Below are 15,213 nucleotides of genomic sequence, written 5' to 3'. Positions count from 1 at the left end.
GGGGGATCCAGTATCCCAGAGGCCGCTGTGATAGAATCGAGAAGCTGCGGCGTACTGGATGCCCCGGTCAAGCCGGGGCATGACAGCGTGTGTGTGTGTGGTGAGGGCTGCCGCGTTCACACACAGACCGCCTCAACATTGTTGCCATCGGGATCGATCAAAAACGACGCGTAGTAAGTCGGGCTGTAATCCTTGCGCGGGCCGGCGCCGCCATTGTCGCGGCCACCGCTCTTCAAGCCCTCGCTGTGGAATGCCTTGACCGCGTCATGATCCCCCGCGCGAAACGCGATGTGCACGCCATCGGCTTTGCGCCCCTTGTTCAGGTGCAGCCACAGCGCCGGCTCGCCCCTCGGCCCGAAGCCGGCATAACCATCGCCACTCGAGCACAGGACATAACCGAGCGGCGCCAGCACCGCGATGTAGAAGCGCGTGGCGGCGTCGAGGTCGGCAACGCGCAATCCGATATGATCGTACATGGTCGTCTCCATTGCCAAAGCGCGCCGCAATCGGCGCGCGCCGGAGACGAACCTAGTCAGTTGAGGGCAAGCTGCTCTTGGAGAATCTTGCGCTCTCCCTTCGAGGCCTGGCGGAACTTGGTCGGCGAGACGCCGGCGGCGCGGTGAAAGGTGCGGACGAAGTTAGAGAGATCGCCGAAGCCGACGTCATAGGCGATGTCGGTGACTGCGATGTCGTCGTCAGTCAGCAGCCGCGCCGCATGCCGCAGCCGCGAGCGCACCAAATATTGATGCGGAGTGACGCCGAGCACGGCGGAGAACAGCCGCAGGAAGTGGAAGGGGCTGAGGCCTGCTTGCCGCGCCGCCTGTTCGAGGTCGACCTCGGCATGCGAGTTGGCGTCGATCCAGAGCGCGGCTTCCACGGCGCGGCGGCGATCACGCGCCGTCGGTGTCGTCGGCTTGCGCGCCTTGCCCGACACGACATCGACGAAACGACCGGCGACGATCTGCCCGACCTCGTCGAGACCGAGGTCGCTGTTGCCATCTGCCGCCGTCTGGGCGAGCTCGCCCAGCACCATCAGCTCGGGCAGCGGTGGCGTCGCGCCAACCTGCCAGACGTCGCGCCGGCCGCCGAGCGCGTCGACCAGATACTCGCTGAGGAAAAAGGACAGGCAGACGTCGCCGGCGACGTGCTCATGTGTGCAGGTGTATTCCTCGCCTGGCGCGCCGACCAGCATCGAGCCCGCCACCAGCTCGAAGAAGCCGGCGCGGCAATGACAGCCAAAGCTGCCGGCGCGGACATAGGCGATGGAATGGCCGGTGCGGCACTCCGCAAACGGGCTGTCGTCCGGTCCCGCGTCGCAGCGAAACTCGGAGACGGTCATCGAGGGGGTGGTCAGCAGCGTTGTTGCATCCATCCCGCCTATCTAGGTGGAGGGTCTCGGTGGGGCAACGGGCAGCAGGACGTCGAACAGCGTCTTGCTGGCGATCGGCCCTCCAGCGACAGCAGCCGCCGCTTGGAGATTACGCCGCCATAGGGCGAGAGCCGGTCGGTGTAATTGCCGGCCTCCAGCACCCGGTGACAGGGCACGATCAGCATGTAGGGATTTTTCGCGATCGCCTGGGCCACCGAATGCGCCGCGCCGGAGGCGCTTAGCGCCTTGGCGATCTCGTGATAGGTGCGCGTCTCCCCGCGCGGGATGGCGCAGGCCGCCTCGTAGACCCGCCGGTTGAAGCCGGGCACCCCGCTCGCGTCCAGGCTGACCTCGGAAAAATCAGCATCGCTGCCCTGCAGCAAGCTCACGATGCCCTCGATCGCGAACTCGGCGTTCGCGGAAGGCCGCTGCTCGCGTGCCTCGGGATGGATCTGGAAAATCCGGCGGCGGGTGTCGATCTCCCGCGCCTCCGGCAGCTGCACGGCGACGACCCCGGTGCTGCTCCAGATGATGCCGCAGCGCCCTATGGTCGTGTCGAATATCGCGTAGCCATGCCCCACCATACACACGCCCCCACGCAACGTACGCTCTCCCCAGACCGCGACCATAACACCGCCACAATCCGCCGCACCCAAAATCTTACCGGAAACTTAAGAAGGGGCGGGCGGGCTGCGCCAAAGCGCTTGGCGAGATGCGCCGTCTCGGCTAATCAGAGCGGGCGCAAGCTGCGCATCCGCGGGCGTAGTTCAATGGTAGAACGGCAGCTTCCCAAGCTGCATACGAGGGTTCGATTCCCTTCGCCCGCTCCAAATCAAGTTATCCCTGCGAGACAAGGCCTTCTTGCATTTTTGTGCACGACTTTCTTGTCTTTACGCGATTTCCTATACAACGTCCGTACAAATCTCCGCAAAAAGCGGGCTTTAGGTCGTGGATCTTGACGCAATCGCGATCGACCGCGGAAACGTTCAGTGAGCGGTAGCGTAGCTGGTCCAGACGAAATTGGAGCCGCCCGATCCGGTCGACAAAAACGCGTCTATAGTGACATCGGCCTGCCTCCTAGCCTCCGTGATTGGTTTCGCGGTTTCGTCGCTCTACGCTCGTTTTGCCGACGTGGCGGGGCGATGGACAACTGCGATCATTCCAGCCGACATCGTCAGCATAACGACGGCGATCAAGGGCGACGCACCTTGGTCGGCGCGACGCTTGGAAGCGTAGGCCGGGATCCAGTGTTCTCAAATCGCCTGCAAGTGGTATCTGATCCGCGAGATGACCGTTCCGATTGACCACCAGTTCATTCCGGCGTTTTTCCCGACGGAACGGGCAAGCTCGTCGAATACACCCTGAAGCACGGCAAGTTAATAGCGAAGACGGTCGGTCCGCGTGCGACCGGCTATGAGCCGCATCTGTATTCGTTTCCGGAATTGCCACGCGACGTTGCCAACTTCCTGGAGACGGTTTTCTTCGATTATGCGGACCGCGTAGCGGCTGATGCGTTGAGGCTTCATCTCTCGACGGCCCCCGCTGTCTGGACCTCCGAATTGATCAGCGCGTGTCCGACCGCGAAAATCGCCCGCTGCGACGTGCTAGTTGATCCCATGGGGAATCCCGCTCAGCCAGTCAAATGCCCAGCGTCCCACTGCAGAGCGAGTGCGACGATCAGAGACGGTAAAAAGGTTTGCAATTTCTCATGCCCCGAGTACTTCGACATCTTCAACTGATCCCTCGCATACTTGCTCCGCTCGCGACGGTTTCGGCGCTTGTCGGCTGCGGTACGTACGTTCCGCCTCTTCAGGAATATTTCGAGACGGCGCCTCCCGACGCGGTTTTCTCCGCCGGCGGACAATTCGAGTACGCCATCAACACCAAGATCTATTGCGACATCGTCGAAGCGGTCATCACCAGCCGCGAAGCCGGCGTCCTGCCGACGGGGTGGGCAGTCCAGACCACACTCGATCTTCAAGTGGACGAGTCCGGTTCGTTGAATCCGGGGGCAACCTACATCGATTCGCCGACGTTTTCGATCGGCGCCGGCGCCGTGTTGTCGTCGCAAGCTACCAAGGAAAGCAAGTTCGGCAGCTATTGGAATCTAGACAAGCTAAAAGGGGCCGGGAGCAGCCCGTGCGCGAGTACTCATCCCACAGGCAGCTCTCTGCTGCTGAGCGAGTTGGGAATAACGCAGTGGTTGCAAGACTCGCTGAGGAGCCGATATTTCCTACCCTCATCCGAGGGGAAGAAGGGCGACCCGTTCTTCAAGCAGGACTTTCTATCCCTACACGTGAAGTTCATCGTCACTTCGAGCGGGAGCGTCACGCCGGCCTGGAAGCTAGTGCGCGTCACCACGGGTAACGGTGGATTGCCGCTGGTCGGGGCAGGCCGGGTTCGGACGCATGACCTCCTTCTCACTTTCGGACCCACCTTTGCCGCGGGAAGCCCGAACTTGGCAATAAGTTCGCATGCGGCCCAGGACTTCGGCAATGCGGTCTCCAACGGCCGCCGCGTACCGACGCCTTAGCGGCGCCCACGCCGGAATCCCGTGGTTCGTCGAACGCATCGACGCTTGGGTCGGTATGGCTGATGCATTCAACGAGCGTCCGAGCGCGAAGCCCACAATGACGCGCGACGCTTCACGAACGTTGACGGACTTTCCAACCTTGAAGTCGGCATCCGGCCTGGTACGCTGCCCCGATCGGACGATTGCGGCGGGCTTGTGAGGCGTGGACGACGAACTTATCAGGATGTCGGCCTTCGCTGCGCTCAATCGGCTGTTGACCGGGGGGACGGTGCTTCCATGGAGCGCGATAGAGCCCGGATTTCCGGCGCCCGGGTTTGACCATCGCCTTCGGTTTGCGAGCCGTGCGAAAGGCATCTTCAAACCGAAGGAGATGGCCGGCATTCTGTCCGTGAGAACTGTCATCCCCCGAAAAGGCCGAAGGATCTGGTATCGAGACCAGCACGACGGTCGTGATGCTTTGTACACGGGCGATACGACCGTCCGCTACAGCTTTAGGGGCGATGATCCTGGCTCCTCTGACAATCTGATGCTCAGGGATGCGGTGGAGAAGCAGTATCCGATCATCTACTTCGTCGCCGTGTCACCGGCCGTCTACGTGCCTCTCTACCCAGCCTTCGTGGTGAATTGGTATCCGAAGAGGCTCGAAGCCGATCTGACTTTCGCTCCGTCGGCTTCGACGACCAAGGTCGTTGCTCCACCGGCGACTCCGATTGAGCGCCGCTACAGGCTTGTCGAGGTGAAGCAACGGGTTCATCAGGCCGAGTTCAGGGAGGCGGTGCTCGATGCCTACGACGCGCGATGCGTGATCACCGGGCTGTCCGTGCGCGAGCTTCTCGATGCGTCCCACATTATGCCGGACGCCGACGAGAATTGGGGACAGCCCTGGATTCCGAACGGTCTTCCGTTGAGCAAAATTCACCATGCTGCCTATGACGCGAATCTGATCGGCATCAATCCGGACGAATCGTCCATGTGTCGCAGCGGTTGTTGGCCGATTGCAGAGACCTGGACGTGGTCAAGGCGGTCGATGCGATGAGAGGAGCGCGGATTCGCGCACCTCGGTCCGGCGAGGATCGCCCGGACCGCGATCGACGGCTTTACGGTTCGACCAATACTGCGCCGCAAACTGACTTTCCGATCTGGATTGCCGCTTGGGACGTGGTCGCGTAGAGCGGCACAAGGCGGGTGCCGACCTCGTATGCGATCGACATCGTCGCGGAGCCGTAAGAGTTCCGGACGAAGCCGCACTACCTCTTGGGACCCACGAGCATGGCGTGGTGATTGCCGGTCGCGGACGTGTATGGCACCTCGCCGGCATCAATTCCGACCGATTTCAAACCTTCGATCAATGCTTCGGCCACCGGCTTTAGGGCGGCTTGATGTCCAGGGTGCAGCTCGATCTCGACATTCTGAGCCAGCGCCGATCCCGGGAGCGGACGGCTCGTACGCTGTATGGCCGACGCGCCGGGCAGGGGCGAACAGTCGATCTGTCGCCAGCCGGCAACGTGTAGCGCCTCTTCGATGTCCCACAGGATATCCCCAATCTCCCGTTCGAAATGGCTCATTGCCGTATCGAATTCGGTCCCCGCAAACGGTCTCAGCCGGTCAGCAAGCTGCGCCTTGTTCGGTCCGATGACGTGCCGTCTGGTCTTTCTGAACTCGAGGAGCTCCTGCTCCGCCGCGGAGGCCCGATCCAGTGCGGCGGCGAGCTTCCCGCGGTTCTCGTCCTCTGCTTCCCTGGAAGCGATGATGGTCCAGCGAATGCAGAAGAACTCGATTAGAAGACCTAGCCCGATGAGTACATTTGCCGCGATGGAGCTCCAGAATTTCCGATCGGGATGATAATCGTAATAGGATAAAACGATTATCTCGATGATGATTCCGATCAGGATTCCGAGTGTCGCACCCGCCGACCACTTCTCGTAGGTCTCCAGGCGGTCGTGCGGCGACTTTTGCGTCGTATTGACGTCCAACATGAAATGGTCTAAGCGCGGCAGGATCGCGAATATAGCGATCATGGGCCAGGCCGCCAGCGTCTGCGCGAAGGATATAACCGAACCGCTCGTGGCGATCGAGGTCATGTCCCCGACTTCGCAGCGACGGGACTGCGACGTCAAGCGCGCCTTCTACCTAGCACTGCCGGCGATCCAGCACGTCGTCATGGTCGGCACCTTAACATGGCCATCTGGCACGACGCCCGGATGGAGGGCGGATATTGTCAGACGATGCTTCGAAGCCGGGCCACGTGCTAGATCTGATGGCGCTCGGGGCCGCGGTCAGGCGCGACATCTACGACAGCGTCGCTCTCGAACAAGTGTCCCTCAATGACCGAGGGCCATAATTCTGGCCTCGGCGGTCAACCGGCGAGAGTAACCCAATCGACGTGACCCGTCGTCATGTAGACAATGGCGCCTCGACGCGATCCGGTCGCCCGAAGGTAATGGACGAGTTGTCGCCGATAGGTCGAAAACTCGGCCTCCTTGGGAGCGACGTCGCTCTTCCAGTCGAAGACGACCCTGCCTTCGTCGCGGGCGATCGCGTCGGCCCGGCCGCCGACCAGATCGTCGGGGCCGGCCGTCGTACCGTAGACCGGCACCTCCGCGACGAGCGTTCCGCGGAATCTGTCGACGTCCGGCAGTCGCAACGTCCGCAGCGCGGTCGAAGCGAGCTCCCGTACGTCGATAGCGGCGTGCGTCGGTGCCATCGAAGACAATTGATCGAATAGTTCGTTGGACCGGGTGGTCGCGGCTTCCAGATTCTCCTCCAACTCGCCAGAGATGAGTTCTTCCATCAGCTTATGGAGAAGGATGCCCCGGATGCAGCCTCCTTCGACCGTGGTCGCGGCGCGTGGCAGCTCTTCGCTCGTCTCGAAGGCTAGTTCGCCCGTGATTACGTCGGGGTCACCGTCGCTGGGTTTGATCCAACGGACGCGCGGCGCAGCTTCGATGCGCGATCGCTCTTCCGCGAAGACCTGCGCGGTCTGCCGGTTCGCCACAGGAATGCGAGAGGCGAGGGGCGTGCGGGGGAGGCGGCCGATGTCGAGTTCGGGAACGGTATCCAACTTGAAGTCGAGAAGCTTCGCCCAGGAAGCGTCGTTGCTCCAGGAGAAGTCCGGAATGACCAGGAGCTCCATCGCCCGGGTGCATGCGACGTAAAGGAGCCGCACGTTCTCGTCCCTTTTCTCCGCCTCTTCCGTCCGCAGCGCATCGCCCAGTCCCGGCGGCACCACTTGGCCCAGCGCCCAATGCAGGCTTTCGTCCCGTCTCCGGTGGACGAACGCCTCGGCTCGCCGCGGCATGGACGAGCGGTTGATTGGAATCACGACCGGCCACTCCAGACCTTTCGACGAGTGCACGGTGACGATCTCGATCGACTGTCCGTCGGCCTCCATCATGCCTTCTGGTGACGCCGATCCGCTCGACCATTCGTCGTCGATGTCCGAGGCGAACTGGACGAAGCCGCGGACGTCGTATCTTCGGGCCCGTTCGACGAAGCCGTCAACGTTCGCGAGCGCCCGCGCCGCCTGGTCGCCGCTGCGGGCCGCGACGATGGCGCGGATGCGCAGGCGCTCGATCGCCTCGGCGAGAACGAAGGCGGGTGCCGTTGTGTTGATGCGGCGGCGCAGGTCAGTCAGAACGGTCAGCACTTCCCGTGCGACCGGGTTTCGGACCGCCGCCGGATCGGTCCGGAGCGACAGACCTGAGATCCGGTCGCGCTCGACGGGAAGGCCGGCGGTGATGTCGAGCAGCTCCTGCTCGGTCAGGCCGACGAGCGGACCGCGCATGAGCGCTCCGAGCGCCAGCGTATCACGGGTGTCGGCCAAGGCGCGGATCAGCGCCACCAGATCCTGCGCTTCCTGCCGCTTGTAGAGGTTCTTGCCCGCCTGCGAGGCGAAGGGCAGTCCCGCCTCCTCGAGAGCCCGTTCGTACCGCCAGAGGTCCGTGGAAACCGGTGCGAGCAGAGCGATGTCGCCCGGACAAAGTCGCCTAGTCTGGCCGTCATTGAGCTTGATGTCGACGTTGCCGATGAGGCGCGCGCATACTTCGGCCACAGCCTGAGCTTCCTCGTCGCGGGCACTGTCGACCCTCGTCAACGGAGGAAGCTCCACGGAAACTTTCGCCACGCACGGCAAGCCGTGCTCAGCGGTTGCCTTCGTGGTCTGCAAGGCGACGTAACCGGCCTGTTGCGACGACAGCCGTTCCTCGAAGCAACGGTTCACGTGATCCAAAATCTGGCCGCGAGACCGGAAGTTTGCGGTAACCCTGAGGATATTGTCGGGAAATTGCGCCTCGATCGTCTCGCGCACCTTGAGATACGTCGCCAGGTCCGCACCGCGGAAGCGATAAACCGCCTGCTTCGGATCGCCGACGACGAAAAGGTGGCCGGGCCTGAGCGATCGCGCGTGCCAGGCGCGGTCGTCCTCCGCCATTCCGCACAGCAGAAAGATGATCTCCGCCTGCACGGGATCGGTGTCCTGAAACTCGTCCACCAGAAGCCGCGAGAAGCGCTTGGCGGCGGTCGTCTGGACCGAAGGATGGTCGCGCAGAACATCGCGGCACGTGAACAGAAGGTCGTCGAAATCGAGGACGGCGGCCCGCCTTTTAAAGGTCTCGTACTCCGTCATCACTTCATCGAGCCCGCCCGAGAAGATCCCGATGATGGCCGTCGCGATCCGTCCCATCAACGTGCCGTAAGCCTGGCGGCACCGGCCGAAATGCTCTTCCGCCTGATCGGCAAGCCGCTCGCCGTCCGCACCGCCCGCCTTTCGCCACAACGTCCGGCGCCTGTATTCCCGGAGATCCGACGTACCCTTGCGCATGATCGGCAGCCATGCGGGGTGCGCGAGCTCCAGCAGGCCTTCGAAGTCGGGCAGGGGATCGAAGCGCCCCTGGAAGTGGGAGACCAACGCCTCGAGCGCGACGATGTCGGGATCGGCTTCGGGTGGCACGTCGACCTGGTCGCACCAGCGCCGGAATTCCCGCACGCTCTCCGCGAATTCGACGTCCGCGTGGGCTTCGAGATCGGCAGGCAACGGCCGCGCTCCCCGATGGCGTCGGCGGAATTTGGCGAAGCTGCGCAGCAGTCCTTCGGCGTCGATCGGATCACGCCGAGCAACCGACGCGATCGGATCCCCGGCCGCCGGCGCGGTCCGGTCGAGCCTGCCGCGCCACCACCTGTCGAAGATCGCGTCGAACGCGAAGTCGGCCTGATCGCCGTCCAAGACATCCGCGCCGGGATCGATCGCGGCTTCGACGGAATACGTCTTCAGGAGGTCGTGGCAGAACGAATGGATCGTTCCGCAGGTCAGTTCGTCGAGGCGCTTCGCAGCGGCGCGTAGCATCGAGGTCTGGGCGGCGTCGGGACCCCATGGCAGGGCCGGCCGGAGCTCGTCCGGAATCCGGCCCTCGAGTATGCGATGGAGGTAGGAGGCGATGCGCTGACGCAGTTCGCCCGCCGCAAGCTCGGTGAACGTGATGGCCGCGATCGACCGCGGATCGACCCCGCGCGCGAGCAGCATCACCACGCGACCGGCGAGCAGGGACGTCTTCCCCGTGCCTGCTGCGGCTTCCACCAAAAGGCAGGACTCCAGATCGGTCAACGCCCTGAGACGTTCGGGCCCGTCGACCATCTCCATCACGGAGCGCTCCAATATCGCGAAATGGCTGCGTTGATTTTGTTGCTTGCGGCCAGCTTGCGCCTTTCGTATCCGGGCGACGCCGGGAGCGCCAATCGAAGTTCGTTCGACCTATCGAACGAAAGCCGGCCCGAGGTGACGACGCCCTTGCGCATCATCGAGACCGCGACGTTGACGAAGGCGGCGATCTGCTCGACGGCGGCATCGAGATCGGGAAGCCTGACGGCGAGAGTATCGCCGCGAAGATAGAGCAGCCGGGCGACGACCGTCGGTTCGCCATCGAGCAATTGTCGGCATGCGAGTCCGTACAACGCCCGCTGCAGCTCGGATCCGCCGTCTATCACGATGCCTCCCGCGTTTCTCGGCGCCTCGCCGGTCTTGTAGTCCCAGACGCGGACGGCGGTGCGTGAGCTGTTGAGATCCAGCCGATCGATCGAGCCGCCGAGAGTGACGGGCGTCCCGGGTATCGCGACCGGAATGGTCGGATCCCACGGCAGTTGCCGCTCCGTGGCGACTGCGTTCGGTTGGCCGAACGGCACTTCCGTCCAGCTTCGAGTGCCCGCATCCGTTATCTCCTTCCGCAGCAATCCCGCGAGAGCCAACGATGCCCCGAAATCCACGGTATTGCGCCATAGCAGCGCCGGCGGCGTCTGTCCCCGCAGCGGCCACGCGTCCCTGACCGTCGAGGCGGCGTCCGCGAGAGCGGTTTCGATCTCCGCGTCCGATGCGCGCGCATATCCGGGCACCGGCTCGAGCGCGTCCACAGCGCGCCGCAGAAGCTCATGGACCAGCTTGCCGAACTCGTCGGGCGCGATCGTTAGCGGCTGTTCGCGATCGCGAGGCGCATTCCAGCCGAGCGCGTAGCGCCACACGAAGCCGAGCGGATCCCGCAGCATCCTTCGCAGAGATGTCGCGGACTGCACGCGTTCGATTGATCTCACGACGACCGGATGTTCGGCGTCGAACTTCCCGTCGTGCGGCGTGAACCGCTCGAGATGCCAATCGCGCCAGCACGCATCGGCCGATCGTACGCGCCCGATCTCGGCCGCGTCCTGCGGGCGGGCCATGATGCGATCGGCCTCGTTCCAGGCGTGCTCAGGAACGCGCGCTCTCGAGAGGTGCTCTTCCGGCCGGCCCTCCGAAAGGGGACTTCGGCCCACGCGGCCTCCCTGCCCGCTTCGGCGGCCGCGAGAGAGCACGGCTCGGCCCGTCGCCGCCTCGACGATGATGCGGAAATGTCGTCGGTCGGCTTCGGCGACCGGATCGACATCGACGGTCGCGCTCGAAAGGACGTGATCCGGAACGACGGAGTCGTTGCCTTGGCGGCGAGGCCAGTGCCGGTCCGTCAGCCCGAGAAGCCGGACGAACGGGCGCGGCGAGGTGGCCAGCTCCCGTGCCGAGCACCACACCACGGAGTCAGCAGGGTCGTGGTCGGATTCGAAGCGCGAGGTCCGCAGTGAGAGCTCGATGGCCTCCGGAGGAGCGCTGCGCAACGCGCTCTGCCATAGCTGGAGCGCCCTACCGTGCAGAACGAGGACCGCGGCTTCGGCCGCCGCCGAGATGCCCCGCGCGAGAATATCCACGATTGACAATGCGTCCGCAGCGCCCGCCAGAGACGCATCGCTCGCTGCCGCCGCCGAGATCGCGCGTCGCCACTCTTCAGGCCGCGACAATGTCGCGCCCCGGGGCAGCGCGGCCAGCCAATTCGCGGGCAGGCTTTCGAACGCGCTTCGCTCACCCCGACAGAGGGAAACGAGGCGTCGCAACCGTTGCTGGTTCAGACCGTGTTGAAGCACGTCGGCCAGCGCGGCGCACCGCTGGCCGTCGCGGGTCGAAAGCGCGGGAATCCCGTGCGGGAAGGCCAATCTGAAGCCGGCGTCCGGTGCGAGGGCGCGGAGGTGATCGTCCCAGGGCGTCGTTCCCGCCGACACGATCGCGATCTGGTCTGGATGGGCGGTGCCGGAGGCAATCAGATAGCGAGCCCAGCGCAGACTTTCGATAATCTCATGGTGCGGATCGGCGCACGACACCGTGGCTGGCGCGGCACTGTCCACCTCCGGTGCCCGCACGATCCTTCCCGCGAACCAGGCGGTTTCCGCGCGAGGTGAGGCGATCCATTCGACCGGGACCTCCTTCGCCAACGCGTCGATCAGTGGTCGCCAAAGCGGGGGAATCCAGGAAAGGCGATCGATCGTCAGCGGTCCGATCGTACGGGCCGCGTGCCGCACCCGCGACAGAGCAGCGTTCCGCAGATCGATCGGAAGCGCCGCGGCGAGCGGCAGTTCGCGTCGCACACGGTTCTCGATCAAAGCCAGATCGGCGAGGCGCACATTCGTCGCGTCCGCCCTAAGCGAGACGTCGGCATCCCAAACCTTGCGCAGGGCCCGGGAGACCGCTCGCGTCATGCCTGGAAGGTGGCGCACTTTCTCGATTTCCTGGAAACCGCCCGCCGCGAGAGCTTGCTGGATCGCGCGGTCGAGCTGCTCTGATGGTACTAGCGACCTGAAGCCTCCGGCCAAGCGCGCCGCGAGATTGGGAAGGGTCAGGATATGCAGACCGCTTTCGTTATCTCGGGCTGCGGCGGCGCGGCGCATCCGGAGCGCCAGCGCGCTACCGATTATCGAGGTTCGTAATTGGACCATCTGGTCGAGCCGCCTTTCAGGATTCGCCGGCGATCATCGTATCATCTCGCCGCGGACGAGCCGTCGAAATGGCAACAGAAAGGTTGTTGGTGGCGCAATCGCATGCCGGCCGGAATGTTACCCAGCGGCCCAACATTCCGTGACGGCTGGAGCGTGTCGGGGAACCGTAGGCGATCATGGCGTTCATGGACTACGGTCCGGACGCTTGGGCCTACTTGCTCGGCGTCAGCGACGGGCGTGGACCTTCTGACAAGCGGCCAACCTGCCTGTGAACTTCGGCTGCGCAATGCGTCCCTGACGATCGACTAGCTGTGGGTTCGCCGCCGTCCCGGCCGGCTTAGAAGATCTACGACGGTAGTCTTCAGAACCGCCGCGAGCTTCTCGACCGTTCGCACCGTCGGGTTGGCGCGCCTGGTCTCGATCAACCCGATCGCCGACTGGTCGGTACCGATCGCCCTGGCGAGATCGGCCTGGCTGAGGTCAAGTCTTTTTCGGAGGCGTTTGACGTTCTCGCCGAGGATCTCGGCAGTCGACAGCCGGCCCTCCTGGAATCTCTCCGCAAACGGCTTGTTGGTCTTCTCGCCCTCGACCTGCGGCTCGGTAACGATCGCCGCGCCTGGTCTGCGCCTCGGTCCGGCTATGCGCTTCGCGGCGGTCTTGGTCTGCTTCTTCAACGGTCGGGAATCCTTTAATCCGGGGCGCGTCGCTAACCGGACGGAGCGGACTGGCATGCCCAACCTACCATCCATCGGAGCAAGGATTCGATTTTTGTCCGGAGATTTCCACCGCCGAAGCGATTCCTTGGCGGGGCAAGGTGCAGCGCGACGCCAAATCTGCCACCTGCCGGGGGAAGTCTGACGACCGCTGTTAGCCACATTTCCTACGGCGGTCGCGAGGGACTCGTCGGATGCGCAGCAACTATCGGTCGCGAACGCAACGGAGCCCGCCGGTGGTATTAGCCGAGAGGATGGTGCTGAGCTTGGGCCGGGGGAGACCGCGAGCGGTTTATTGGCGAGACAGCACCGCGGCGCCGCGATTCCTTGCAGTCGTCCATGCGAGAGGTTAGGACGGGAGCTACGGCGCGGCGTCAGCGCCATCAAGGTAGCTAAATGGCGACTTCGATACGGCTGGCTCAAGACCTGGCGAAAGCGCTGGGAATACCCGCGCCGACCGTGTTGCATATCCTCGGCGGCTTGAGATCGGCCGGATTGATCGTTTCGTACGGCAGAGGCCCGAGCGCGACCGCGATGTCCAAGGCCGACGCCAGTGCGCTGTTGGTCGGTCTGGCCTCCGGCGCAGCGGCATCGCATGTCGGCCCTCTGACCAAAAAGCTCCTCGCGATGCCGCTCCGCCACACGTTGAGGCCCACGGTCAAAGGGTTTGGAAAGCTAGTTAATTCCCGCCACCGCTTCTACAACTTCACCGAGACGCACCGGTTCTCCCAGGGGCTCGGCTTGCTTTTGGATGCGCAATACGACGAGCCGGAAGTGGACGACGACGGCTACCGTGTGGACACCACTCCTTTCGATTGGTTGAGCCAGTTGACTGTGACTGTAGGCACCGACGCCCGTCGGTCGGGAGGATTTGCCGTGATCAAGAGCTGGTCCTCTTCGGGGGCCATCGCCAACGTCTACGGCACCTGGGCCGCCGTCGAACCTGAAAGCCCGGGCGAGATCGATCCGGCGAAGCTTTTCGAGCCGAAGATCGGAGCCCTGGTGGCGATGCATATGGGAGGGTCGGCTCTTCGCACGGCCATCGAATCCTTGGCCGAACCGGTCAAGAGCGCGCGCACGCGTCCGAAACGGATAGCAGGGGTCAATCGCCGCGCCGGCTGATGATGAGAGGACCGGGATCTGTCCAAGGTTTGAATACGACGTCGCCCCTGACCACCAGTCCTTGACCGCCTCGCGTCGCCGCGGTTACGCGCCCGAGAAAATCCTCGTACGAAGCGCGGGGCGCAAGCTGTCGGTGGAGTTGCCGAACCGACTGGGCCCCGTAGCGTTCCACCATGAAGGCGACGTCGGTTGCGACGTCCTCCAGACTGATGGACGGCGTCACGACTTCGGCGCCAGCTGTTCGTTCCGGCTTCGGTTTGGTTTCCCAAAGTTCGCCGACGTTTACGGTCCAGCGGCCGTCGGCCCGGCGGAATAGTCCGTCGCCGGGAGTTATGCGGCGGTAGAAATGATGTCTTGTCAACTTCAGCTCGCCGCGGACCGGCTCGGAGATCAGATCGTAGATCGCCTTGGGGCCGAGCGCGCATCGCTGAACGACGATCACCGCTTTCGCCGCAAGTCGGACGGCCCGGCGTTCCGCGCTAGTACGCTTTGCGGGCAAAGATTGTCCTCGCACCGTCGACGAGCCATTTTCCGTCCTTCTCCAGCAGGCTCGGAAATGAAGACGCGGACCGTTCGAGCGACTCAGCGACGTTGATTAGGGGCCTCAAGTAGGCGGGCAGCCTAGCAGCGATTTCTCCGAGGGTCGACGGACCCCGCATGTTGCAGATGTCGATGGCGTAGACGGCGGCCTCCTGATCCAGGGTCAGCCCCCGCGGCCGGTCTTCGGGGAGATCGATCAGCCGCCAGTAGCTGTCCATCAATCTCAGCTGAGGAAAATGCTTGGCCGCCATCCCGAAAGCGTACGACGCGTGGTAGTGAGGCAACGTCCCCCGCGCCTCTTGGGACAGCCGGTCCGTGAGTTCGGGCGTGGTCATTGCGCAGCGGCGGGCCGTCAGGATCGCCACGAGCTCCTGGCCAAGGGCGGGGTAGCCGGGGCGCGCCGTGCGGTTGAAGTAGGGGCTCGAAGGCGTTTCCGGAACGTCGGGCCGATCCGCCAGCCAAAATCTGCCGCCGTTCATTCTTCTGAGTTTCGGATGGCAGGCCTTGATGAGGATGTTTCGTGCGCTGTCCCGTGTGAAATCCAAATGTCTGCCGGCATCCTCCGCCGCGTCGTAGATTTCGTACGGCCCGGCCGGATGATCGATCCTGATCAGATACTCGACGGTGAAGTCGGCGAGATCCTTGCTACGGGCAAGGTC

Annotated in this window: 11 protein-coding genes, 1 tRNA gene and 1 pseudogene; 4 read left to right on the top strand and 9 right to left on the bottom strand. The window is 63.9% G+C overall.

Annotated features, from left to right (window positions below):
• Window positions 1-116: 116 nt before the first annotated feature.
• The 3 genes and pseudogenes from IVB32_RS37295 to IVB32_RS37285 all read right to left on the bottom strand — a co-directional run bounded on the left by IVB32_RS37295 (window position 117) and on the right by IVB32_RS37285 (window position 1,953).
• Window positions 117-476: a VOC family protein gene (locus IVB32_RS37295; RefSeq protein WP_247370422.1), complete on the bottom strand. Its 360-nt coding sequence runs from the start codon at window positions 474-476 to the stop codon at window positions 117-119.
• Window positions 477-532: 56 nt separating this feature from the next.
• Entirely contained in the window at window positions 533-1,372 is an 840-nt protein-coding gene (locus tag IVB32_RS37290; RefSeq protein WP_247370421.1) for an AraC family transcriptional regulator, read from the bottom strand.
• Window positions 1,373-1,381: 9 nt separating this feature from the next.
• Window positions 1,382-1,953: pseudogene (locus IVB32_RS37285) on the bottom strand (methylated-DNA--[protein]-cysteine S-methyltransferase).
• A 172-nt stretch (window positions 1,954-2,125) separates the two neighbouring features.
• Between IVB32_RS37285 and IVB32_RS37280 the strand changes: the two are divergent.
• The 3 genes from IVB32_RS37280 (at window position 2,126) to IVB32_RS43245 (ending at window position 4,938) form a co-directional block, all read left to right on the top strand.
• A tRNA-Gly gene (locus IVB32_RS37280) sits at window positions 2,126-2,199 on the top strand.
• Between the two features lie 866 nt (window positions 2,200-3,065).
• Window positions 3,066-3,902 (top strand): hypothetical protein, encoded by an 837-nt coding sequence (locus IVB32_RS37275; protein WP_247413027.1) that lies wholly within the window; start codon window positions 3,066-3,068, stop codon window positions 3,900-3,902.
• Between the two features lie 202 nt (window positions 3,903-4,104).
• Entirely contained in the window at window positions 4,105-4,938 is an 834-nt protein-coding gene (locus IVB32_RS43245; protein WP_247413025.1) for an HNH endonuclease, read from the top strand.
• Between the two features lie 211 nt (window positions 4,939-5,149).
• On the opposite strand, the gene IVB32_RS37265 is transcribed toward IVB32_RS43245, so the two are convergent.
• The 4 genes from IVB32_RS37265 to IVB32_RS37250 all read right to left on the bottom strand — a co-directional run bounded on the left by IVB32_RS37265 (window position 5,150) and on the right by IVB32_RS37250 (window position 12,853).
• Window positions 5,150-5,983: a hypothetical protein gene (locus IVB32_RS37265; RefSeq protein WP_247370416.1), complete on the bottom strand. Its 834-nt coding sequence runs from the start codon at window positions 5,981-5,983 to the stop codon at window positions 5,150-5,152.
• A gap of 275 nt (window positions 5,984-6,258) precedes the next feature.
• Window positions 6,259-9,531 carry a UvrD-helicase domain-containing protein gene (locus IVB32_RS37260; protein ID WP_346659064.1) on the bottom strand — a complete coding sequence of 1,091 codons (3,273 nt, stop codon included), beginning with the start codon at window positions 9,529-9,531 and terminating at the stop codon, window positions 6,259-6,261.
• Between the two features lie 5 nt (window positions 9,532-9,536).
• A complete protein-coding gene (locus IVB32_RS37255) occupies window positions 9,537-12,131 on the bottom strand; it encodes a PD-(D/E)XK nuclease family protein (RefSeq protein ID WP_247370414.1) in 2,595 nt (864 codons plus the stop codon).
• A 353-nt stretch (window positions 12,132-12,484) separates the two neighbouring features.
• A complete protein-coding gene (locus IVB32_RS37250) occupies window positions 12,485-12,853 on the bottom strand; it encodes a helix-turn-helix transcriptional regulator (RefSeq protein ID WP_247370413.1) in 369 nt (122 codons plus the stop codon).
• A gap of 435 nt (window positions 12,854-13,288) precedes the next feature.
• Between IVB32_RS37250 and IVB32_RS37245 the strand changes: the two genes are divergently transcribed.
• A complete protein-coding gene (locus tag IVB32_RS37245; RefSeq protein ID WP_247370411.1) occupies window positions 13,289-14,014 on the top strand; it encodes a winged helix-turn-helix domain-containing protein in 726 nt (241 codons plus the stop codon).
• On the opposite strand, the gene IVB32_RS37240 is transcribed toward IVB32_RS37245, so the two are convergent.
• Window positions 13,995-14,456: a hypothetical protein gene (locus tag IVB32_RS37240; protein ID WP_247370407.1), complete on the bottom strand. Its 462-nt coding sequence runs from the start codon at window positions 14,454-14,456 to the stop codon at window positions 13,995-13,997. The genes IVB32_RS37245 and IVB32_RS37240 overlap by 20 nt on opposite strands.
• A 37-nt stretch (window positions 14,457-14,493) precedes the next feature.
• Window positions 14,494-15,213, bottom strand: a 720-nt coding sequence (locus tag IVB32_RS37235) for a hypothetical protein (RefSeq protein ID WP_247413024.1), incomplete at its 5' end; no start/stop codon positions are given.

This window comes from Bradyrhizobium sp. 23 (assembly GCF_023073295.1).
In the GTDB taxonomy this organism is placed as follows: domain Bacteria; phylum Pseudomonadota; class Alphaproteobacteria; order Rhizobiales; family Xanthobacteraceae; genus Bradyrhizobium; species Bradyrhizobium canariense_D.
Note: the sequence above shows the minus strand (reverse complement) of the source record. Positions and strands in the feature narration are given on the sequence as shown.

What these genes read in the sequence shown, in the direction of transcription:
- IVB32_RS37295 (WP_247370422.1), bottom strand. Translation starts at nt 476, where the DNA reads ATGTACGATCATATCGGATTGCGCGTTGCCGACCTCGACGCCGCCACG.
- IVB32_RS37290 (WP_247370421.1), bottom strand. Translation starts at nt 1,372, where the DNA reads ATGGATGCAACAACGCTGCTGACCACCCCCTCGATGACCGTCTCCGAG.
- IVB32_RS37265 (WP_247370416.1), bottom strand. Translation starts at nt 5,983, where the DNA reads ATGACCTCGATCGCCACGAGCGGTTCGGTTATATCCTTCGCGCAGACG.
- IVB32_RS37260 (WP_346659064.1), bottom strand. Translation starts at nt 9,531, where the DNA reads ATGGTCGACGGGCCCGAACGTCTCAGGGCGTTGACCGATCTGGAGTCC.
- IVB32_RS37255 (WP_247370414.1), bottom strand. Translation starts at nt 12,131, where the DNA reads ATGCGCCGCGCCGCCGCAGCCCGAGATAACGAAAGCGGTCTGCATATC.
- IVB32_RS37245 (WP_247370411.1), top strand. Translation starts at nt 13,289, where the DNA reads ATGGCGACTTCGATACGGCTGGCTCAAGACCTGGCGAAAGCGCTGGGA.